Annotated in this window: 30 protein-coding genes; 7 read left to right on the top strand and 23 right to left on the bottom strand. The window is 40.0% G+C overall.

Annotation, left to right across the window (positions count from 1 at the left end; genetic code table 11):
* Positions 1–77: 77 nt before the first annotated feature.
* The 7 genes from ACTNB3_RS15335 to ACTNB3_RS15305 all read right to left on the bottom strand — a co-directional run bounded on the left by ACTNB3_RS15335 (position 78) and on the right by ACTNB3_RS15305 (position 3,540).
* Positions 78–305: a DUF5348 domain-containing protein gene (locus ACTNB3_RS15335; protein ID WP_321068204.1), complete on the bottom strand. Its 228-nt coding sequence runs from the start codon at positions 303–305 to the stop codon at positions 78–80.
* A gap of 174 nt (positions 306–479) precedes the next feature.
* Complete coding sequence (locus ACTNB3_RS15330) at positions 480–713, bottom strand: complexin-2 (RefSeq protein WP_441026703.1); 234 nt, start codon at positions 711–713, stop codon at positions 480–482.
* Positions 714–779: 66 nt separating this feature from the next.
* Complete coding sequence (locus ACTNB3_RS15325) at positions 780–1,577, bottom strand: AAA family ATPase (protein ID WP_441026701.1); 798 nt, start codon at positions 1,575–1,577, stop codon at positions 780–782.
* A complete protein-coding gene (locus ACTNB3_RS15320) occupies positions 1,577–1,795 on the bottom strand; it encodes a hypothetical protein (protein WP_441026699.1) in 219 nt (72 codons plus the stop codon). Before ACTNB3_RS15320 ends, ACTNB3_RS15325 begins: the two co-directional genes overlap by 1 nt.
* 122 nt (positions 1,796–1,917) lie before the next feature.
* A complete protein-coding gene (locus ACTNB3_RS15315) occupies positions 1,918–2,238 on the bottom strand; it encodes a plasmid mobilization protein (protein ID WP_441026698.1) in 321 nt (106 codons plus the stop codon).
* Positions 2,228–3,343: a tyrosine-type recombinase/integrase gene (locus ACTNB3_RS15310; protein ID WP_427820249.1), complete on the bottom strand. Its 1,116-nt coding sequence runs from the start codon at positions 3,341–3,343 to the stop codon at positions 2,228–2,230. Before ACTNB3_RS15310 ends, ACTNB3_RS15315 begins: the two co-directional genes overlap by 11 nt.
* A gap of 2 nt (positions 3,344–3,345) precedes the next feature.
* Positions 3,346–3,540, bottom strand: a complete 195-nt coding sequence (locus ACTNB3_RS15305) for a hypothetical protein (protein ID WP_005611072.1) — start codon at positions 3,538–3,540, stop codon at positions 3,346–3,348.
* A 181-nt stretch (positions 3,541–3,721) separates the two neighbouring features.
* On the opposite strand from ACTNB3_RS15305, the gene ACTNB3_RS15300 reads away from it, so the two are divergent.
* On the top strand, positions 3,722–4,171 hold the full coding sequence (locus tag ACTNB3_RS15300) for a helix-turn-helix domain-containing protein (protein ID WP_441026696.1): 450 nt from the start codon (positions 3,722–3,724) through the stop codon (positions 4,169–4,171).
* A gap of 378 nt (positions 4,172–4,549) precedes the next feature.
* On the opposite strand, the gene ACTNB3_RS15295 is transcribed toward ACTNB3_RS15300, so the two are convergent.
* The 8 genes from ACTNB3_RS15295 to ACTNB3_RS15260 all read right to left on the bottom strand — a co-directional run bounded on the left by ACTNB3_RS15295 (position 4,550) and on the right by ACTNB3_RS15260 (position 10,009).
* Positions 4,550–4,729 carry a hypothetical protein gene (locus tag ACTNB3_RS15295; RefSeq protein ID WP_117499425.1) on the bottom strand — a complete coding sequence of 60 codons (180 nt, stop codon included), beginning with the start codon at positions 4,727–4,729 and terminating at the stop codon, positions 4,550–4,552.
* Between the two features lie 49 nt (positions 4,730–4,778).
* Complete coding sequence (locus ACTNB3_RS15290) at positions 4,779–6,215, bottom strand: AlbA family DNA-binding domain-containing protein (RefSeq protein WP_073106959.1); 1,437 nt, start codon at positions 6,213–6,215, stop codon at positions 4,779–4,781.
* Positions 6,216–6,354: 139 nt separating this feature from the next.
* A complete protein-coding gene (locus ACTNB3_RS15285) occupies positions 6,355–6,741 on the bottom strand; it encodes a helix-turn-helix domain-containing protein (protein WP_044924454.1) in 387 nt (128 codons plus the stop codon).
* Between the two features lie 189 nt (positions 6,742–6,930).
* Positions 6,931–7,704 carry a NifB/NifX family molybdenum-iron cluster-binding protein gene (locus ACTNB3_RS15280; protein WP_055195155.1) on the bottom strand — a complete coding sequence of 258 codons (774 nt, stop codon included), beginning with the start codon at positions 7,702–7,704 and terminating at the stop codon, positions 6,931–6,933.
* 98 nt (positions 7,705–7,802) lie between these two features.
* Positions 7,803–8,387, bottom strand: a complete 585-nt coding sequence (locus ACTNB3_RS15275) for a 4Fe-4S binding protein (protein WP_055195153.1) — start codon at positions 8,385–8,387, stop codon at positions 7,803–7,805.
* A complete protein-coding gene (locus ACTNB3_RS15270) occupies positions 8,384–8,584 on the bottom strand; it encodes a 4Fe-4S binding protein (protein ID WP_222891075.1) in 201 nt (66 codons plus the stop codon). Before ACTNB3_RS15270 ends, ACTNB3_RS15275 begins: the two co-directional genes overlap by 4 nt.
* Positions 8,585–8,703: 119 nt before the next feature.
* Positions 8,704–9,030 carry a hypothetical protein gene (locus ACTNB3_RS15265; RefSeq protein ID WP_222891074.1) on the bottom strand — a complete coding sequence of 109 codons (327 nt, stop codon included), beginning with the start codon at positions 9,028–9,030 and terminating at the stop codon, positions 8,704–8,706.
* A gap of 85 nt (positions 9,031–9,115) precedes the next feature.
* Positions 9,116–10,009, bottom strand: a complete 894-nt coding sequence (locus tag ACTNB3_RS15260; protein ID WP_441026693.1) for a hypothetical protein — start codon at positions 10,007–10,009, stop codon at positions 9,116–9,118.
* Between the two features lie 137 nt (positions 10,010–10,146).
* Between ACTNB3_RS15260 and ACTNB3_RS15255 the strand changes: the two genes are divergently transcribed.
* Entirely contained in the window at positions 10,147–10,830 is a 684-nt protein-coding gene (locus tag ACTNB3_RS15255; RefSeq protein ID WP_044924472.1) for a Crp/Fnr family transcriptional regulator, read from the top strand.
* 118 nt (positions 10,831–10,948) lie between these two features.
* On the opposite strand, the gene ACTNB3_RS15250 is transcribed toward ACTNB3_RS15255, so the two are convergent.
* From ACTNB3_RS15250 to dinB, 7 genes are all read right to left on the bottom strand, one after another.
* Positions 10,949–12,640, bottom strand: a complete 1,692-nt coding sequence (locus tag ACTNB3_RS15250) for an FAD-dependent oxidoreductase (protein ID WP_073106970.1) — start codon at positions 12,638–12,640, stop codon at positions 10,949–10,951.
* Position 12,641: 1 nt separating this feature from the next.
* The gene (locus ACTNB3_RS15245) at positions 12,642–12,962 is read right to left on the bottom strand and encodes a rhodanese-like domain-containing protein (RefSeq protein ID WP_028086465.1); all 321 of its coding nucleotides are present in this window, start codon (positions 12,960–12,962) and stop codon (positions 12,642–12,644) included.
* Between the two features lie 12 nt (positions 12,963–12,974).
* Entirely contained in the window at positions 12,975–13,280 is a 306-nt protein-coding gene (gene trxA, locus ACTNB3_RS15240; protein ID WP_028086464.1) for a thioredoxin, read from the bottom strand.
* 105 nt (positions 13,281–13,385) lie between these two features.
* Entirely contained in the window at positions 13,386–13,946 is a 561-nt protein-coding gene (locus ACTNB3_RS15235; protein WP_026650124.1) for a sigma factor-like helix-turn-helix DNA-binding protein, read from the bottom strand.
* A 331-nt stretch (positions 13,947–14,277) separates the two neighbouring features.
* Positions 14,278–14,823 carry a hypothetical protein gene (locus tag ACTNB3_RS15230; RefSeq protein ID WP_026650125.1) on the bottom strand — a complete coding sequence of 182 codons (546 nt, stop codon included), beginning with the start codon at positions 14,821–14,823 and terminating at the stop codon, positions 14,278–14,280.
* Between the two features lie 275 nt (positions 14,824–15,098).
* Positions 15,099–15,338 carry a hypothetical protein gene (locus tag ACTNB3_RS15225; protein WP_026650126.1) on the bottom strand — a complete coding sequence of 80 codons (240 nt, stop codon included), beginning with the start codon at positions 15,336–15,338 and terminating at the stop codon, positions 15,099–15,101.
* 20 nt (positions 15,339–15,358) lie between these two features.
* On the bottom strand, positions 15,359–16,603 hold the full coding sequence (gene dinB / locus ACTNB3_RS15220) for a DNA polymerase IV (RefSeq protein ID WP_044924451.1): 1,245 nt from the start codon (positions 16,601–16,603) through the stop codon (positions 15,359–15,361).
* 193 nt (positions 16,604–16,796) lie between these two features.
* On the opposite strand from dinB, the gene ACTNB3_RS15215 reads away from it, so the two are divergent.
* The 3 genes from ACTNB3_RS15215 (at position 16,797) to ACTNB3_RS15205 (ending at position 18,208) form a co-directional block, all read left to right on the top strand.
* Positions 16,797–17,249, top strand: a complete 453-nt coding sequence (locus tag ACTNB3_RS15215) for a helix-turn-helix domain-containing protein (RefSeq protein WP_095906919.1) — start codon at positions 16,797–16,799, stop codon at positions 17,247–17,249.
* 77 nt (positions 17,250–17,326) lie between these two features.
* The gene (locus ACTNB3_RS15210; protein ID WP_055182584.1) at positions 17,327–17,881 is read left to right on the top strand and encodes an ImmA/IrrE family metallo-endopeptidase; all 555 of its coding nucleotides are present in this window, start codon (positions 17,327–17,329) and stop codon (positions 17,879–17,881) included.
* 33 nt (positions 17,882–17,914) lie between these two features.
* Entirely contained in the window at positions 17,915–18,208 is a 294-nt protein-coding gene (locus tag ACTNB3_RS15205) for a hypothetical protein (protein WP_026650130.1), read from the top strand.
* A gap of 72 nt (positions 18,209–18,280) precedes the next feature.
* Here ACTNB3_RS15205 and ACTNB3_RS15200 read toward each other — a convergent pair whose 3' ends face one another.
* Positions 18,281–19,036: an 8-oxo-dGTP diphosphatase gene (locus ACTNB3_RS15200; RefSeq protein WP_049946956.1), complete on the bottom strand. Its 756-nt coding sequence runs from the start codon at positions 19,034–19,036 to the stop codon at positions 18,281–18,283.
* A gap of 282 nt (positions 19,037–19,318) precedes the next feature.
* On the opposite strand from ACTNB3_RS15200, the gene ACTNB3_RS15195 reads away from it, so the two are divergent.
* The gene (locus ACTNB3_RS15195; protein WP_026650133.1) at positions 19,319–19,642 is read left to right on the top strand and encodes a MobC family plasmid mobilization relaxosome protein; all 324 of its coding nucleotides are present in this window, start codon (positions 19,319–19,321) and stop codon (positions 19,640–19,642) included.
* Positions 19,609–20,967, top strand: coding sequence for a relaxase/mobilization nuclease domain-containing protein (locus tag ACTNB3_RS15190; RefSeq protein ID WP_101882583.1), 1,359 nt, complete (start codon positions 19,609–19,611; stop codon positions 20,965–20,967). The genes ACTNB3_RS15195 and ACTNB3_RS15190 overlap by 34 nt, the downstream gene beginning before the upstream one ends.
* Positions 20,968–21,107 lie beyond the last annotated feature (140 nt).

Below are 21,107 nucleotides of genomic sequence, written 5' to 3'. Positions count from 1 at the left end.
TATGCACCGACCGAAGCGGAGCGAAGACCTATACCTCCCGTTGGTCGGATTGCTTCTGCGTTACTCGTCTGACTGATTTATTCTGGTATTCTCGCCCGAACATATTCCAGATCTCCACAGTACGGTGTTCCCACCAGATACCATTCCCTTGCTATATTCATTTCCATTCTGGTCGGCACCCACTTATCATCTACCAGCACTTCCAGGCATTCCCCACAGTGCAATCCAGTATCGATCCATAAATCCGATGACAAAATGCCATATCTTCCGTTGCTGCTGTTGTAACCAAGTCTTCCTTCTCTCATTTTCATTCTCCCTTCCAATCGGATTAAACTCAAAATCACTCGCCAAGGATGCCCTGAAACAGGGCTCCCTTTCCGCAATGCCAAAAACTTACGTCCTCACATCTGCTACTTTTCCTTGTCTGCCAACGATACAGGAGCGTGCCACGCCCCTGTCCTATTGCAGTCAGGAAAGAACTACCAATGGAATTCTTCCGGTATTCCACGCCTTTCCAGATATTCCTGCCGGGCTTTTTCTCGTTCCTCCTCCGTCGGGGCAGTTTTGGATCTCGTATATAATTCCCGTTCCACCATAGCATTCATTTTCTGCTCCAATCCGTTTTTTACTTCTTCCGTGCAACTATCATCGTCAAGCAGATGATACCGAAGCAGTTTCATAAATAATTCCTGTGGAATCTGTACATTCTTCATTTCTTGCTCCTTTCAAGGTGGCAAGATGCCCTGTTCTTAAGAAATGGTCATCTTGCCATCTTCTTTTTATTCTGACAGCATCCAGAACCATTGATTTCCACGTTTTACAGAATCAATTTCCAGTTCCAGTTTTGCGTTTCGTAGGGTTTTCTTCCTAATTCCACGCTTTTCCGCTTCCTCTTCAATCTTTTTCTGTGCCATGCCACCGTTAGCCAATATTTCCAGAAGGAACTCCTTTGCCTTCCGGCTTTTTTGCCCTCTGCTGTCACCACTGAGCAGATCATCTGCGCTGATGTCATATTCCCCGATCCATTCAAAACCCGTCTTCTTATCCAGACGGAATGCTATGGACTTCCCTTCTGGTGCAAGGGAACTTTTCACGTGACATACCACACGGATTTCCGGTTCATCCTTAATTCGCCCCACGATTAGCACGCTTCTGGCTGCCGCCTGAAAATCAATCGAACCCAATCCACGGTAAGAAGACTTGCCATTACTGTTTTTGTTCATATGCCCGACCAGAATTATTGCACAGTGATATTTCTCTGCAAGCACTGCCACGCGTTTCATCAGTGGGCGGATTTCATTTGCCCGGTGCATATCCACCTCTGCACCAAGAAAGCCTTGTATCGGGTCTAATACCACCAGACGGGCTTTTGTCTGGACAATAGCTTCCTCCAACCGAATATCCAGCATAGTAAGTGGCTGTTCCCGGTCATCAATGACCAGTACTCTGGAACAGTCTGCACCAGCTGCCAGAAGTCTCGGCTTAATCGTATCGCCCAGTCCATCCTCTGCAGTCTGGTAAATAACATTCACAGGCTCTATTGGACTTTCCGATAATTTCACATCAGAATCAGCCACTATTTCTGCTCTAGTCTTTTCCTCGGTTGCCTGTTCTTGCTCCGGCAGAATCCTTCACCGGGATCTCCCTGAATAATCGTTACTTTTCCAAAAGGGATAAACGGGTAAAACAGCCATTCAATCTGCTCTACTTCCACCGTTTCCATGTTAATCAGTTTCAGATCCGGCTCCATCCTTTTTATTTCTGTTTTCTTTATCTCTACTTTGTTCGTTTCCATCGTTCCTTATTTTCCCATTGAAAGGAAGCGGAGATTTTGATAGAATACCCATAGAAAGTTTTTGGGTGAGTATTCTACCAAATCCCTGCCTTTAGGTGTTTGCCGACACTTAAAGGCTTTTTCTATTCTTCCTTCATGCCATTCATCGTGATTGTGATCAGCCGGATCACTTCCAGTAAATCCTCCGGCACATTATCACCCTTTTTCAAACGTTTCAGCTCATTCAGAACCTTTGCAAGCTCATTCTTCAACGCTTTATACACTCTCGGATTTCCTGTCACTACAACCTCTTTTTCCTGCAATCTTCGGATAATATAATCCTGTTTGGTCAGACCGGACAATCTGACTGCCGTTTCCAGAAGTTCATCTTCTTTCGGTGATACCCGAAACGCTACCGTTTTATTTCTCCAACGCCCCTGTTTATCCAGACATTTAGCTGACATACGCAAGTCCTCCTTCCCTATCATTTGATTCTTCATTCATGTTTTCTGCATCCAACTGATCTGCCATATCCTGCTGTACAGACGGGAACAAATGTGCATACCGGTAAGTAATTTTTTCCGCTGAATGACCAACCCTTTTCCCGATTGCCAGTGCAGTGTAACCCATGTTAATCAGCAAAGAGACATGGCTGTGCCGAAGATCATGCACACGAATTTTTTTCACACCGCTTGCTTTACATCCTCTTTCCATTTCATGGTTCAGATAATATTTTGTTACCGGGAAAATACGGTCATCCGGCTGCAGGCTGTAATATAACTTCAGACAATCCTGCATTTCGTCACATAGAAACTTCGGCATCGTCACAGTACGGATACTGTTCTTTGTCTTTGGCGTGCTAATCACATCTTCTCCTTTTAGACGCTGATAAGATTTGTTAATCCGCAGCGTTCTCTTCTGGAAATTGAAGTCCGCAGGAGTTAGAGCCAAAAGCTCCCCGGATCTGATTCCGCACCAGTAAAGTAACTGGAACGCATAATAGGACAGAGGTTTATCCATCATTTCTTCCGAGAATTGCTTGTACTCTGCCTTTGTCCAAAAAAGCATTTCCTTACTTTCCTCTGAGCCGATTGTGCCTGCTTTCCTTGCTGGATTTGTACTCAGATCATAAAATTTGATCGCATGATTGAAAATTGTACTCAACTGTCCATGAATCGTTTTCAGATAAGTAGGAGATAATGGTTTTCCTCTCCGGCTTGTTAATTTGCGAAGTTCATTATGCCAGTCCAAAACATCCTTTGCGGTGATTTCTGACACCTTTCTTTTTCCCAGATACGGTAAAATCTTGGACTTGATAATATTTTCCTTTGTAAGCCAGGTACTCTTTTTCAGCCTTGGTCTCACATCTTCCTCATATAATTTGCAGAAGCTCTCCAGTTCCATATCCATACTGGCTTTCTTCTGGAGGATGAACTGCTGCTCCCACTGTGCAGCTTCCCTTTTTGTTGCAAATCCTCTTTTGCATTTCTGCTTACGTTCACCGGTCCAGTCCTGATACCTTGCCATGACGTACCAAGTGTTATTGCTTTCATTCTTGTAAATTGCCATTCCTAATTCCTCCCATCGTTCGATCTTGTTCCATAAAACTGCTCGTAAAAATACTTCCGGTCAACTTTTCCTGCGATTGTCTGACATCCCATCGCCTGTAATTCCCTGTTCAGTCTCTTCATCAGCTTATAAGCGTAGGATTCCGATACCTCCAGAACTTCCATGACCTCTTTTACATTCATAAACATTTTACTCATTGTAAAATCCCTCCTTTGTTTGCACTATACATTTCTGTATAGTCTGCATAATACTATACTTTTTTGTATTGGTCAAGTGTTTTGAAACAAAAATTCTATACTTTTTTGTATGGTTTCTTCTTGTCTGCACTATACATATATGCTATACTCAATTTATCAATAGACAGACAGGAGAATGAATATGGCAATAGGAGAAAGAATTCACCATTTCCGACTTCTGCGTGGATTCACACAGAAATATTTAGGTCAGCAGCTGGGATTCAGCGAATCTCAGGCTGATGTCCGCATTGCACAGTACGAAAAAGGCGCACGCAGCCCGAAGGAAAACTATCTGAATGCACTGGCTGACATTTTCGATGTATCTCCCCATGCACTGGCAGTCCCGGACATTGACAGTTATGTAGGACTGATGCACACCTTATTTACATTAGAAGATCTTTACGGACTTCATATCGGAGAGATTGACGGAGAACTCTGCCTCCGATTAGATAAATCCAAGGGAACCACCTACCTTTCTATGTTTGATATGTTCCATGCATGGCAGGAACAGGCAGAAAAACTAAAATCCGGGGAAATCACCAAAGAAGAATATGACCAGTGGCGGTACAATTACCCGAAAAACGCAAAATAAAAACCACCTCAGGACTTGCCACAGGCAACTCCTTACGGATGCATGGCAAACGAAAAAAGGCCTTACCAAATTGATTTCACTCAATTCAGTAAGACCTTTTTTGTCGGTTTCACACATATTACCTGATAACCACTGGATACCTGATAAATAATACCAAAATATCCAGTGTTATCATTTTGTTATCAAATAGAACCTTGATGTCTCTCAAACGCCCTGTTTATGCGGGTTCTCAGATTTTTTTCATTATTCAAACTCCTTTGCGGACTGCGTTTCATGACACGCAAAGGCTGTTATTAGAGGTTTATATTTCGAACGTGCGTTCTGTTTTTGTGTTTTTCGCACCGCTTATGAAGAAATAAACTCCAAAATAACTCCATTTTACTCTTTATTATTTTGTTGTACTTCTCTTGCGTAAAGAATGTCCAACGCCTGGAATATTACATTACTCATAGTCTGATAATGTCTCTCTGCATAAGATACTAGCTTTTCTTTTTGCTCTGGTGACATCCTAATTCTCAGACTAGAATCTTTGCCGTCTAATGATGGTTTTCTAGGCATCTTTCTCTCCTCCTTACATTTCATAGTTTAACACGAATTGATACAAGTGTCAATCTCGTTTTGTTAATATCACCCATTTCCCTTTTTGGCTACTTCCCTGCCTCTTCAGATAATTCTTTTCCTTCAATTTGGTTATATAATACTTCACACTAGCAAGATTCCAATCTAACGCATTAGCCATTTCTTTCTGCGTGATTGAAGGTTGCATACGTACAAGATTCAGAATTTCTATTTCTTTCTCACTCAGTACATTTTCATCTTCCACTTGGTCTAATCTCTCTAAATCTTGGTTAGCTTGGTTAGTAGCTTGGTTAGCTTGGTCAGTTATTGGATTGACTCGGAACAACTCTACCCGAAACATATTATCAAATTCCTGAAATCTCGGCTTTGGAAGTCCATACTCTTCTGCAGCATTAAGGATTCTTTTTATTCCGCTTCCCCATGCCTCTACAAGTCCCATCTGACTGAATATATTGGCAATGCCTTTATTCCTGATCTTCGAATGACCATTCATGACTTCCTCATAAGTTAATCCGTTATATAATCCACCCGGAGATGTCACCTCCAATCTGTCATCATAAACTGCGACCTGAATACAGGATTCATCTAATAGGTTACGGTGACAATGGGCATTAATAATCATTTCCCTGATTGCTTCCGGTGGTAACTCATATTTCTCTTTTCGCACCAATCCGTCAATTGTTGCTCCAAGCCGAATATTTCTCAATACAAAATCTACTGCTTCTTCGATTTGTGTATAGATTGGTCCTGTAAATTCTCTCTTATCCAGAAACATTGCACGATCTGTTCCCTTGAATACCGCACATTGTGTTTTGGAGAATGAAAAATAATCCGATGTCAGCAACGCATAGGCATTCGTTGCCAGAAGCTGTCCCTCGCTCTGCTTCAAAATTTTCCAGTTTATCAGCTGCTCTTTCTTTACAGAATGTTCTGACATTCCTGCTTTCTTCCGGAACTTTTCAATATCCTGACAAAGTTTCTCTGTTGCTTCCTCTGAAACAGGATAACCCACACAAGTAAGCTCATCCCATGAGATTCTGGCCCCTTCCATTTCCAGTTCTTTTATCTTCTCCGGAAATGCCTGTCTTGATGTACCTGCTACACGGATATAAGTGCCATTATCTTTTCCCTTTGATTTTAGATAATACGGTCTGTTCTTTCCAGCTTCTACTGATACAACAATGACCGTTTTCCCGTCTACTGTCTGTGGCTCAATATCAGGAATGATCTGTGGCACACAGGAATCAGAAACTGCATTGGCAATTCCATCCATCAGCTGAAACAACACATCATTTTCCACACCAACAATCTGGTGTGTTTTATCATCTACTCCAACAATCAGCTTGCCACCTTGTGTATTGGCAAAAGCTACGATTGTCTTCATGTACTTTTCACTTTTATCAGGTAAGGATACCTTGTACTCAATATTTTTCGATTCCCCGGAAAACATAGTATCTTCTACCATTCTTTCACTCCTACTCTATACTCGCACCACTGGTACGAATAATTCTATTTCCAGAGCAATCTTCTCTGGATCATTAACACTATTATACGTTCTATTCTTCTTTTCTATCAAGCAAGAAAACAAAACAGTTCATTTCTTCTTACCATTTTCTTCTGTTCTTTTTTGATGCCAGATAAAGTCTCGTCATCTCATCCATGAAAATAGTTTTGTCCTCATTGGTCATAGTTCCACTGGCAAATAAAGCAGCTACCTGTTCAAGAATCTGCCTTGCCTGTTTAGCACCAGCATATTCACTTGGCTCATCATTACCCAAGCACACGGTTTCATTATCATTCATAAGATAAGAAACCTGACACTGAAATGCATCTGCCAGTTTTTGATATAAACTACTCTGCTTCGGATATCGTCCTTCAACTTCCCAAGATCGAATTGTTCTATGAGAAACGCCCACCATATCACCCAGCTTTTGTTGAGTCATTTTTTTCTCTTTTCGCAACTTCCTAATTTTATCACCAAATGTTGTCATAAGTATACATCTTTCTCCTATGAGTTTTGTACATGCTTTATTTTTCTAACCACAATAAAAGTATATCATTATGCAAATAAAAAGAGAACCCGACATCACAAGCAAATTTGATGATGCGGGTTCCCTTCCCTCTTTATAGATCAATACCTTTTATTTTTTCATCTTATGATCCGATGGCAATCTCACTTCTTAATGACAACTGTGGCTTCCACATCCATGCTCGCCACATGTATGTCCTTCCCCGTTGTTGTGCTCGTGATGAGAACATTTCACATCCGGATTATACTCAAGTGTTTCATTGATAAAAGCTTCTACTGCTTCATCCGCATCTCCGGAAACTCCTCCGAAAAGCTTGATGCCTGCTGCCGCTAACGCTGTCTGTGCGCCGCCTCCAATTCCGCCACAAATCAAAACGTCTGCATTCAATGCATTAAGAACTCCTGCCAATGCGCCATGTCCACTTCCATTCGTATCTACTACTTCTGAATGTACTACTTTTCCTTCCTCTACATCGTAAATCTTAAATGTCTCTGTGTGTCCAAAGTGCTGGAAAATCTGTCCATTTTCATATGTTACTGCTATTCTCATGATACCTTCTCCTTTTTCTGCTGCATATTTTTTGTAAATTTCCTGTTTGTAACATCCTCCAAAGCTGCAGTTGCCGCTCTGACCGTCACAGATTCTGAAATCTCCGCCCTCAATTTTGAGTGGATGCCCGTCGATAAGTGCATCTGCGATCTTTTTCCTGGCGATCTCGTAAATTCGCTGGACCGTTGTTCTTGCGACTTGCATAGATGCTGCACACTGCTCCTGACTGTAACCTTTCTTGTCCAAAAGACGGATTGTCTCGTACTCATCTACCGTTAGAACAATGGGTGTTTTTTTCTCAGTATCATCTGCCGGAAGAAATTCTAAAACATTGGGGAAATGACAGACTTTTCTGCATTTTACTGGTCTCGGCATAAACTGCTCCTTTCTCGCTTTTCTTATATAATAGCCCTATAAAAGGCATATGTCAATAATGTTTTTGACATATGCCTTTTATGAATCACCTTATAGTATTACTTCTTTTCATTATTTTTTAATTTACAGATACCCTGCGTCATTGTTCCCATTGGACAAAATGTACACCAGGTTCGTGGCTTATATAACACCATTACGATCAACCCTAACAACAAAGATGTAAGCATCAAACTATAAAATCCAAAACTAAACTGTGCCACCCAATCAGCTACTGTTCCGGCAGTGTATGTCCATCCCCACGGAACACGGAAGGTCCAGAATAATTTGATGGCTTCACGCAAGGATGATGATCCGGCACCAACTAAATATGTCTGAAATACCATATTCCCAAACATTGTAAGGAAAAATATCAAAAAGCCGTATCGGAACCATTTTGAACTCATCCATCGCGGGGTTGGTTTATTTCTTGAGCATTTTAAATCCCCACCGAGCTTACTAAAAAGCTGGCCACGTCCACACAAATGATTACAGAAAAATTTATTTTCACCGAATATCGCTATTCCTAACGGCAACAGGAAATCAATCATCCCAAACCAAGCAAACAAAATATTAAAAAAACCGAGAGCAAAATAAAGGATCGCCCATATCCATAAATAATCATACCAATGTTTCTTTTTCTTCACATCGCTGTCCTCTCTTTCATTTCAATACAACCTGCCGGACAGGACTTTGCACATTTTCCACATCCTACACACACTGTTTCTTCTACCACAGCATAACATCCATGGTAAACTTTGACAGCTGCCAGCGGACAAGTATTTTCACATACTCCGCAGGCAACACATCTTTTTTTATCGACACTTGCCATTCTTTTTGCCAATGCTTTGTTCCCCTTTCAAATTTTGTATCTCTATTGTACCTGAAAAAGGTAAATCCTTCTGTGATATTATTACATAAGAATTTACCTTGAACGCTAATCATTACAATGACATATTTTTATTATACATTACCTTTATATTTATATATGATGTTTAGAATTTCCTCAGTTGTTCGAATAATTTCTTTTTGTTTTTCTTTCATTGTTATAGATTTGCTTTCTTCTTCAGCTAACGAAGAGTAAAGGTGAATGGTATTAGCATGATTCCATATCTCATCGTAAATTTTCTCGATTTCATCAGCACTCCGAAATGCCTGGTCTGTTTGCATTTGCAAGTGTTCTCGTTGCTCTTCCAGATGATTCATCCGTTCTTGTAACTGATCCCTTTCTTTCTGCAATCGATCATGTTGTGCTTGCAGTTGATCTATTTGTATTTTAATTTCGCTCATCTTTTCTTTCTGTCTCCGCATAAGCATCATCAAATATACAACTACAAATACAAATAATAGTATTATGTACAGCATAAACTTCTCCTCACGACACATATATTTCGACGGTTTTCCGCAAATCAACTATTGATAATGGCATAGAAAGAACAGTTAGTTTTCCTGAATTCTTTTTAATTTCAACAGCATCAGGATTGCCTGTGATTAAAATTACAGGTGTTGTCCTGTCCGCACGCCATGGCTGATTCGGTTGGCTCGTCATATCTTCGGTAACAATCCAAAGATCCGGCTTATGTCTGCCTAATCTTGTTTTAGCACTTTCCGGTGTGTAAAACAGCATGATCTGATCTGAAATAAATTGCAATGTTTCTTTTAATCCTTTTGCATAACGTTCACTGCCACAGACCAGTGCAATAATAGAAGCAGCTTTCTTTTTTTGTGTTACCTGAATAAAATCCAAAACTGGTGTATTATAGAGACTAAAGTCTTTTTCCAAATGAACTTTATCATAATAACTCTTTGCTGCCTTGCACATCCTCAGACAAAACTGTTCTATGTCTATACGAATATCGTTTCCGTTCTCCTGTATGTTCATACTTTCCAACTGACAAACTGACATTCCACAGTTTAGTCCAAGATGAAAGCGTATATTATTTTCATCATTCAAAAATCCTTTATTTTGATGAAGATATTCACATCGAAGCTGCCAACAGCGTTCTCCGCAAATATATGGCTTTTCATCGGATTGAGATAGTTTAAAGTAGTCCCCTGCATATTCATCAAACCAGCGAATATACTGGGTTCCCACATCACGGGTCGGATTCTTTTGCCGATCCAGCATAACCCGGCCATCTCGATAATGTTTAACAATTTCCGGGAAAGCAATACCTCCGCAAATATCTGGCAAAGTCAATGCCAATGCCAGTGCAGACTGCCATCGTCTATCTACAATATTCAGTTCTACTTCTTCAATTCGGTCCAAAAATGTAAAACTGACATCTCCCTGCATTATTTATCCCTCCCTCATATTCACAACAGTCATGTACTATAGTCAGTATATTTTTATTTATGGCATATGTCAATTATATAATTGACGCATCTAAAAAAAGTAAGTATACTATGTTCGTAAAGGAGATAACTGTTATGAGCTTCGAAAATTATTTTCCACTATGGAATGACTTAAATACAGCACAGAAAAAAGTAATTTCAGACAATTTGATTACACGGGATGTAAAAAAAGGAACGATCATTCACAACGGAAACCTGGATTGTACTGGATTATTACTGGTTAAATCCGGGCAGCTTCGAACTTACATACTTTCAGATGAAGGACGAGAAATTACACTTTACCGCCTGTTCGATATGGATATGTGTCTTTTATCCGCCTCATGTATCATGCAGTCCATTCAATTTGAAGTAACCATTGAAGCAGAAAAAGATACTGATCTTTGGATCATCCCTGCTGAAATCTATAAGGACATCATGAAGGAATCGGCTCCCGTCGCAAACTATACCAATGAATTAATGGCTAGCCGTTTTTCTGATGTCATGTGGCTGATTGAACAGATCATGTGGAAGAGTTTGGATAAGCGTGTTGCTTCATTTCTTTTAGAAGAGACCTCTATCGAAGGAACAAATGAACTGAAAATCACTCACGAAACTATCGCAAACCATCTTGGTTCCCACAGGGAAGTGATCACTCGAATGCTTCGATACTTTCAGGGCGATGGTCTCGTCAAACTCTCACGCGGCAAAATCACCATCCTTGATTCGAAAAGACTGGAAACACTACAAAGATCATAAAACTGTTTTTCTATGACATCTAAAGAATCCTCCATTTATCAGAATTGTGAAAGTCATTCTAATAAATGGGGGATCTTTTTACGCTACAAGTAAATTATAAAATTATTGTGATTATTTTTTAATAATCCATACCACATGCATATGCCCTTTCAATCAACGCACGGTCATTAACCACTGCATCATAGAAGCGGAATCCACCGGAGAAGTTGTATGTTTCATAACCGTTTCCTTCCAGAATACGGCTGGCAATGTAGCTGCGCAGACCACTTTGGCATATCAAGTAAACAGGCTTTCCCTTCTCAATTTCATTGATACGTTCCCTTAGTTCATCTACAGGAATATTTCTGAATCCATCCATATGCCCCCTGTTAAACTCACCTACAGTTCTCACATCCAGCAATACAACACTTTTATCTTTAGAAATCTTATCCATATCTTCCAGATGCCATTGTTTTAAGGTACCTTTTGCTATATTGTCTATCATGAATCCTGCCATATTTACAGGATCCTTGGCAGAGGAATACGGCGGTGCATATGCAAGATCCAGATCTTTCAGCTGGGTTGCCTTCAGCCCTGCATGAATTGCTGTTGCCAGCACATCAATACGTTTATCAACTCCTTCATATCCAATAATCTGAGCACCAAGCAAACGATAAGTCTCTTTTTCAAAAACCACCTTCATGGTCATCACTTTTCCACCAGGATAGTAACCGGCATGACTCATAGGAGAAAGAATTACTGTATCTACATCTAATCCTGACTTTTTGGCATTGGTTTCATTGATACCTGTAGTGGCTGCTGTCATATCAAATACTTTGATAACGGAGCTTCCCTGACTGCCCAGGTAACGGCTGTCACCACCACAAATATTATCAGCGATGATCCTGCCCTGCTTGTTGGCTGGTCCGGCCAAAGAGATCAGCGCATCATCACCCGTAACATAATGTTTTACCTGAACTGCATCACCTGCTGCATAAATATCCGGTACAGAAGTTTCCATTCTGTCATTCACTACGATACTTCCCTTGATGCCAAGTTCCAGACCAGCTTCTTTTGCTAATGCTGTGTCTGGTGTAACTCCGATTGCCAGCACCACCATATCAGCCTGAAGGGATGGATTATCTTTTAATAGAACCTCTACTCCATTGTCCTTTTCTTTAAATCCTTCTACTGTATAGCCCAGTACCAGTTTTATCCCATGCTTTCTCATTTCATTATGGATCATGGATGCCATATCCGGGTCAAATGGGTTCATCAGCTGCTTAGGCCGCTGGACAATTGTAACATCCATGCCAAGCTCCCTCAAATTTTCTGCCAGTTCCAGACCAATAAAACCGCCACCTGCCAATACAGCCGATTTTGGATGATTCTTATTTATATATTCCTTTATCCGAAAAGTGTCTTCTACAGTACGAAGTGTAAAAAGTTTATCCATACCTACTCCGGGAAGTCTCGGCTGTGTTGGCTTTGCACCTGGAGAGAGGATCAGCTTATCATAGTTTTCTTCAAATATCTCACCATTCTCTAAATTTTTCACTGAAACCGTTTTTCGTTCCGGATGTATGGAGATAACTTCATGATGAATTTTCATGTTAATACGGAATCGTTTAAAAAAACTCTCTGGTGTCTGTAGTGTAAGTTCTTCCGGGTCTGTGATCACGTCTCCGATATAATATGGAAGCCCACAATTCGCATAGGATATGTATCCGGATCTTTCAAACACAGTAATTTCTGCATGTTCATCCAATCTTCGTATTCTTGCTGCAGCTGTAGCTCCTCCGGCTACACCGCCTACGATTATTACCTTCATCTTATTTTTCCACCTTTCCTGAATAAGCAGCAATGCCACCAATATTATTTACTTTAGAATATCCCATTCGTTGCAACATCCCAGTTGCTTGACGACTTCGGGCTCCGGAATAACAGTATACAAACAGCGGTATTTCTGTATTCTTCACTACCGAAACAACATTGTTAAGTTGTTGCAATGGCACATTTTTACTTTCTGGTATATGCCCTTCCTGATATTCCTGCGGCGTACGAACATCCAGCAGAACTGCACCAGCAGTCTTTTTATATTCCTCTATCCCTTGATTAATATTCGCCTGTTTTAAAAAATCAAAAAATCCCATTAACGCACCTCCTTAAAGCATCTCTAAGATTGCCTTCTTAGGTCTTGCCCCTGAAACTTTTGTTACAATCTTCCCATTCTTCATAACCACCAAAGTTGGAATACTCATAATACCAAATTTACTTGCCAGTTCTGGCTGCTCATCCACATTGATCTTTCCAACTTTGATATCAGGGCGTTCACTTGCTATCTCCTCTATGATAGGAGCCACCATACGACAAGGAGCACACCAAGGAGCCCAAAAGTCTAAAAGAACGGTTTTCTCGGAATCCATTATTTCATTCTGAAAATTATTTTTATTGATATTAATAGCAGACATTTTACAGTCCTCCTTGTTTTTTCTTTTGTGGCTTTATTATAATCTGAAATTCATTTGTTTTCTGTGATATCATCACATTATTATCATGATTAATTTTTAACTAATTTATTTTTTCATCTTATGATCTGATGGCAGTCTCACTTCTCCGGTCCTTTTCTTCATAATCGAGTTCTGTGTCTCCATCTGTGTTGGAATATAATCGCTTTCCTGCAGAAATGCACCTGCCGCCTCAGCATATGATTCATATCCAGCTGCTTTCATCCTCTTCAACATTTTTGCCAAAGCACTGTTCTTGTCTCTACTCACCTGACGTGTGCTGATGCCCAGTTCCTCTGCTGTTTCTTTAACCTGTTTTCCCATGATAAAATAATCGCTCACGATTTTCTTTTCTTTCTCTGTCAGATCGCTGAAGAGTTCTTTAAAGAAGATCTCAGTTGTAATATCCGATGCAATGTCACGTCCACTATCTGCGATAAAGTCTGTCGCACAACCGTTTTCTGATTCTAATCCACAAAATAATACTGTATTATTTCTCTGATGCTGCTGATCAAACATATAATGTTCCTTATTATAAAAAATATTAAGAACTTCCAGCTCTTCTGCTGTAATATTAGCGTATTTCACCTTCTGATATCTGTCGTAAAATGTGTATTTTCTTTCTTCCATGATTGTTTCTCCGATTTGTCGTTTTTGTTGATTTGATTTGTGACAAATCGAAAATCATGGATATCTGGCATAATGCCTGCCTCTTCCCTGCATCTTGATATGCTCTTCCTTTCCGGCATCTACCTGTTAAAAAGGAAGCTTTTTCAAATCTGCAACCTGTTTTTGGGTATAAAAAAAGGCCATGCCCTTCCGGGCACAGCCTGACGCCTTAAAATTTGAGAAAAGAAAAACCTCCGCAAACATTACGTCTGCGAAGGTCTATTTCTCTCAGCATATCAATTCTAACATGCACGTATTTTCATTGTAATACCATTCACATGCCAGTTTACTGTCAGTTCACTGCCACTTTACTTCCACTTTTCTTCCAGTTTATTTCCTCCATCTTATTCTGTATCTTTTCCGGACGTGTAAATGCCCAGAGCATTGTTGCATACAAACGGATTGCTTTCTTACGGTTTCGATAATAAGTAGTGCTTGGCATATCATCCAGCATCAGCATCACATCTTCATTGGTATTTCCTGCTTCAAAATATCTATATTTCAAAAGCCGATAATACAGCTGTCCATTTTTTGGATAATCCCTCAAAGCTATCAGGGAATCTCTCATGATTTCCAGCAAACAGAGATTCATATCATTATTCAGAAGCTTTTCCTGGATTCTGCGTTTCTCTGCAGTCGCATCGAAATCTACCAGATCATATAACATTTCCTTCAGATGCTTCCCTTCCTCTGCATACATTTCATAATCTATATCCACAAGGTTCTTCTCAATACGGAACATTACTTTAGTATACTGACTCAGCAATAATTCCGTATTCTTATAAGCATCCTCTGCCACTTCTTCCATATTGATAAACATATCCTGTATTCTCTGCATAATTGTCCTCCTTCCCGACCGCTTCCGCAGCCAGACCAATCATTGTATTGTTTGTTCCATTCACAGTCTGTCACTGTCCTAACATCTCTTCATGCAGATTCCGCAGAAATATCCGCTGTGGGATAGCTTCTATTTCTGGCTGATCGGCAACTGTATGATCTATTGAAAGCAATCGGTTCTCACGGGAAAGGATGTATCCCCGACTGCTGATGTTCTCATCGAATATCTATCTCTCCAAAGGGGGCCCTGATTCAGGGCTCCCTTTTAGGACGCCGTTATTTACGTTCCATAAACCATTTATAATTTTCTTCATAAGTCAGATGACAGATTTTTCCACCCACCTGACAGGTATAACGATATCCGGTTCCGCCAGCTTTTCGGCTGGCACAACGCTCCGGTTTTGAAACCTTATCAATCGCATACTTACGTCCATCTTCCCAGACAAACGCTGTAGGGATCAATTCTCCTTCCCGGCTGAATACTGCCAGGACATCTACATACACTTTAGCTGTCATTACAAAACACCTGCTCTCTCCTATCCATGAAAATATGCCTGTGGATGAACCGTATGTTCCTTAGCATTCAGCTGTGCCAGTATCTTATCCTGATACATAAATGCTCTCTGAATACTCTGATAGCCAAACCTTCCACGGATCTCATCTACCACCTGGTCCATCTTTTTGATTTTTTCTCTCTTCGTTTCATCCATAAATAAATCAAGCTGATACGGCATCTCTTCTGATACCAGATCACATCCTCGAACACCAAGACTACGAATTGGATGTTCCCAATTATAGTTTTTCTGGAATAACTCAAATGCAGTTCTGGCAATTTCTTCTGTAAGATTACTTGCCCTGTCCAACTTGCACTGTCTCGTGAAATGATACAATCCATTATCCCGAATCGAGATTTCTACTGTCCTGCATTGAAAACCATTTTCACGAAGCCTGGCTCCTACACTTTCTGAAAGAGCCATCAAAATAATCTTCACGTCCAATTCACTAACAAGATCTCTTGGCGTTGTTGTACTGTTCCCGATAGACTTGATCGGTACTTTATATCCTTCTACCAAAACTGGAGTTTCATCCCATCCATTTGCAAAGGTATGAAGTACCAATCCCATCTTTCCAAGATATGTTTCTAATATAGAAGGTTCTGCTCCTGCCAGATCTCCGATTGTACAAATGCCAAGTTTCTTCATCGTCCGTTCAGTGCTTCTTCCGACCATGAGTAAATCACCTACTGGAAGTTTCCATGCAATATCCTTGTAATTGTCTTTGGAAAACTCTGTAATGGCATCCGGCTTTTTATAATCAGAACCGAGCTTTGCAAATATCTTATTCCAGGAAACACCAATACTTACGGTAACCCCCAGTTCATATTTAATCCGACTGCTGATCTCTTTTGCAATCTTCATTCCGTCTCCCTTGATAGAAGTGCTGGCAGTTACATCCAGCCAGCTTTCATCAATCCCAAATGGTTCTCTCTGATCTGTGTATTCACTGTAAATCTCCTGTGCCATTCTGGAAAACCTCAAATAAAGATCCATGCGAGGCGGTACAAAAATTATTTCCGGGCAAACCTGCCTTGCCTGCCACAATGCCATACCTGTTTTTACTCCGGCTCGCTTTGCAATATAATTCGCAGTCAGCACAATTCCATGTCTTGCTTCCGGATCGCCCCCAACTGCCATCGGCTTTCCGGCAAGTTCCGGATGATGCAACATCTCGACACTTGCGTAAAAGCAATTCATATCTGAATGAAGAATTGTCCTGCTCATAACATTCACCTACCAGTCTAAAAATCGTAATAAAACTTCTTTGCTTCATATTGACTTTGTGAAGTTTTTGAATTATAATTTCTACTAACTTCACGAACGTTTGTTTGTATTTTATACGTGATAATGAACTCTGTCAATAGTTTTTATAAAGTTGATGAAGTTACGATTTCAAAAACTTGGAAAGGATCCCACTATGAATTTTTCAGACAAGATTAAATTTCAACGAGAACAGAATCATCTGACGCAGAAAGAACTTGCAGAACTGGTCGGCGTATCACAGCGTGCAATCGCAGCTTATGAAAGTTCCGGCACCATCGCACGAATCTCTACTATGAGAAAGCTCGCTCATGCATTAAATGTCTCTTATGATTATTTAAAACATGACGAGATTACAGATCCTTCTTATGGAATTGAAAAAATGGATTATATTGATGAAGTCAATGGACAGCTTGGTGAAAAAGGAGCCAAGGACATCAATGAGATTCTCGAAGCCAACCGTGCTCTTTTCGCTGGTGGCGAACTTGACGAAGAAGCAAAAGATGCTTTCTATCAAGCTGTAACCAAAGCATATCTTTCCTGTAAGATGGAAGCTAAAAAGACATTTGGACGGAAAAAGAAAAACACTGAAACGGAAAGTGATTCATAGGTGTCCGTATTTTCGTACAGCACTTTTGCTACTCTATACTTGTAGCAAACTATCTTATGAAATATCGAGGTGTTTTTATGAGTTCAAAATGTATAAGAGACACTGTTAATAAAGTAAAAACAAAATATCAGGAAAGTGATCCGTACCGCCTTGCAGCCGCTATGCATATTATTGTTAAGAAGCTTCCGCTTGGAACTGATCCAAACTGTTGTAAAGGCTTCTGTATGCGGGAATGTCGAAAGACCTGCATCGTCATTAACAGCGATCTGCCGGAAATCATACAGCAGATTATCCTGATCCACGAGATTGGGCACGCACTCCTTCATCAGAAAACCCTTCAGATCAAGTGTTTTCATGATTTTGAATTATTCGATGGAGTATCACAATGTGAATATGAAGCGAATTGCTTTGCCGCTGATTATCTTCTGGAGGATGAAGATGTCCTGGAGATGCTTAACGCTGATATGTCATTTTTCCAGGCTGCAGCTGAACTGAAAGTTCCACCGGAACTTCTTGATTTCAAATTCCGAATGATGAAACGTAGCGGTGTTCAGATTGTAGATTCTCCGATTACTTCCAACAGTGACTTTTTAAAAGATATCCCTACTTCGGGAATAATAGAAAATTACTAAATATGCTATTTTTGAAAAAGGAGATTTTTGAAAATGATCAACTTAAATAAACATAGAATAGACTTTGGAAAAGGGGATGTAGGCATTGGTGTCATCGGTAACACTACAGATTCCGCACAACTGGCATTTTATAATCAGAGTGCACGTCCCATCCATATACTCAAGAATCCAGATCAGAATCCTGGGTTCGAACCCATGGAATTTAAAGAAGAACCTTTTATCATGAGCTTCTCCAATCCTGAAAGCATTGATGCAGTTATTTCAATTTTACAACGCGCCAAATATATTAATTTCACTTCCAAAAACGAACCGCAAAAAACAGAATAGATGAATGATGTATCTTATAAAGAATGGCTGTCTTTTCTCCAATGAGCAGGCAGCCATTTCTCATGTAATTCTTTAATACAAGTCTCCCACATATCCATCTGCTTCCAGATGCATATAGCACTCGTCCACCTTCTCTGATTCCAGAATCCGCAAAACGTGTTCCATACCTGTAGCAAGTTCTTTTGTTTTTAACTCTTCCAGCGGAATCCAATAAACTCTTCCTTCCTCAGAACTCTTTAATTCTCCGGTAAACTTATCCGCTTTATACAAGGTAATAACATAGTGCACTCCGCTCTTATGCCAATGATATAATCCTCCAAGCTTCGGTGCTTCAACCGTAAGTCCTGTTTCTTCCCAGACTTCCCGAATCATAGATTTCTGAAAAATCTCATTTGCTTCTACGTGACCGCCTGGAAAAGTTGTACCGGTATAGCTATCATTTACTTTATCCAGAGCCAGTACATTCCCTTTATGATCCTGAATCATACACATATTCATAAAACAGACCTTCTCAATCTGACTCTCTTCTTTTTCATTCAGAGATTTTCTGACACGTTTGTTGATATCCGATCGTTTGGATTTATAATGCTTGAAGACCTCTCCATACGGAATCCAGATTTCTGCATCTTCAATTTTTTCATAAACAGAATCCACCACTTCTTCCAGATGTTTGTCACTCGGAAAAGTACATTTTTTCATATAATAATCTCTGGTTGCCTGAAACATCCATTCCGCAATCTTTTCTTTCTGCTTCATTTTTAACTGGGAATACTTCTTATTCGTTTGCAGTAATCTCCCATCTATCATCTTATGGTTTTTCCGTGACATCGGTTTGACCTCTTTTCTTCTTTTTCATTCAGATTTTACTATACCACAGAATCATGCTTGCGTCATACTTCTGAGCTTCGATGTCCTCTTTTTCTTCTCTCAGTACCTTATTTATAGAGGGTTCTTTTTTAAGACTCTCTTCCGGCGGCTGTGCCACCGGTAAATAGCAAGGACAGGAAGTGTATATACACTTCCGGAAAACCAGCAATTTAGGGAACCCTGCCCTAAATTAAAAACACAGAAGTCACTACTTCGAAGAACCAAAGAAAGGAGAATCTGCCTATGGCAAAGAGAAAAAGAAATATACAGATTTTGTTTTGTGTTTCCCCAGAAGAAAAAAAGCTTATTCGTAGAAAGATGATTGAATCAAAGACAAAAAATATGGGAGCTTATCTTCGTAAAATGGCAATCGACGGTTACATCGTCAACACCGATACCACTCCACTGAAGAAACAGTATGAGGAAATGCATAAGATCGGTGTGAATATTAATCAGATTGCCAAAAAAGTAAACAGCACCGGTGATCTGTATCCGGAAGAAAAGCAAGAATTAAAAGAGATGGTGAAAGAATTATGGCGTATCTTAAGATCTTCCCAATTAAAGTAACAGACAAGAAAGCTCTGGACTACATCACGAATCCAGATAAAACAGATGAAAAACTGTTAGTTTCCAGTTTTGGCTGTTCCCCGGAAACTGCAGATCTTGAATTTTCTATGACAAGAGAAATGGCAAAAAAGAATGGAATGGACAAAGGTGATAACCTGGCATTTCATCTGATCCAGTCATTTAAACCTGGAGAAGTTGATGCCGAAACTGCCCATCGCTTAGGGCAACAATTTGCAAACGAAGTACTGAAAGGAAAATATGAATATGTGATAAGCACCCATGTTGATAAAAATCATATCCATAACCACATCATCTTTAATGCAGCAAGTTTTGTTGATCATCACAAGTATGTTTCCAATAAGCGGAGCTACCATAAAATCTGCCGGATCAGTAATCGTATCTGCCATGAAAATGGACTTGCCACCAGTATGCCAACCGGAGAAAAAGGCAAAAGTTATAAGGAGAACATGGAATATCATCGTGGCACCAGCTGGAAAGCCAAGCTACGTGTTGCAGTTGATAAAGCAATCTGGACTTCCATCAACTATGAGGAATTTTTACAAAAAATGCAGTTAGCCGGATATGAAGTCCGACAGGGAAAACACCTGTCCTTCCGTGCACCGGAACAGAAAAACTTCACTTATATGAAATCTCTTGGAAGCTATTATTCAGAAGAAAATGTCCGCATCCGTTTGGCAAAAAACCGTAACAAAATAAAAGCTCCAAGGCATCTGTCCAGAGAAGCTCGCCTGTATATCAATATCTCCACTTATGTTACGACCGGCAATCGAGAAGGATTTGAACGATGGGCAAAACTAAATAACCTGAAAGAAGCGGCACGCACCTTCAACTATCTTTCCGAAAATAACCTGCTGAATTATGAAGATTTCCAACAGCATGTTTCTGATGTTGATGCTTCTGTTAAAGCGGCTGATCAAAGAATAACGCAAATCAACAGTGAGCTGAGCACACAGAAAATCATTCAAAAACACTGTGATTCTTACCGTCTCTGCCGAAAAGTGATTGAAGATTGCAAATCTGCTAAAAATCCAAAAGCATACCGAACCAAACATCAAGCAGAATACCAACTGCACGATTCACTAAAAAAAGAGCTTCAGGATCTCGGTGTTACCAAAATCCCAAGCTCTAATAAAATCCAGAAGAGGATAGAAAATCTTGAATCTGAACAAGCTGCTACTGTCCGGGAAAAACAAGAATTGCAGAAAAAGCAGAAGACACTGAATATCATTAGACAGAATTTCACAGCACTACTTAATGCTCCGGAGATGCAAATTCCCATATCAGAAAAAGAGCTAACTCTCTAAAAAGAAGGAGGTACCTACTTTAACGGTGCCGAGGGCGTAAATAGTTTTGTGTCTATGAAGGCTGAATCCTTCTGATTAAGAATTAGATATGTAATATTTTGCCGTCGAATTTATGGATTTATTGTTGTCGAATTTATCTT

This window comes from Bariatricus sp. HCP28S3_D3, assembly GCF_052065755.1.
Classification (GTDB): domain Bacteria; phylum Bacillota; class Clostridia; order Lachnospirales; family Lachnospiraceae; genus Allocoprococcus.
The sequence above is the reverse complement of the archived record's forward strand: the minus strand, read 5'-3'. Positions and strand labels throughout refer to the sequence as shown.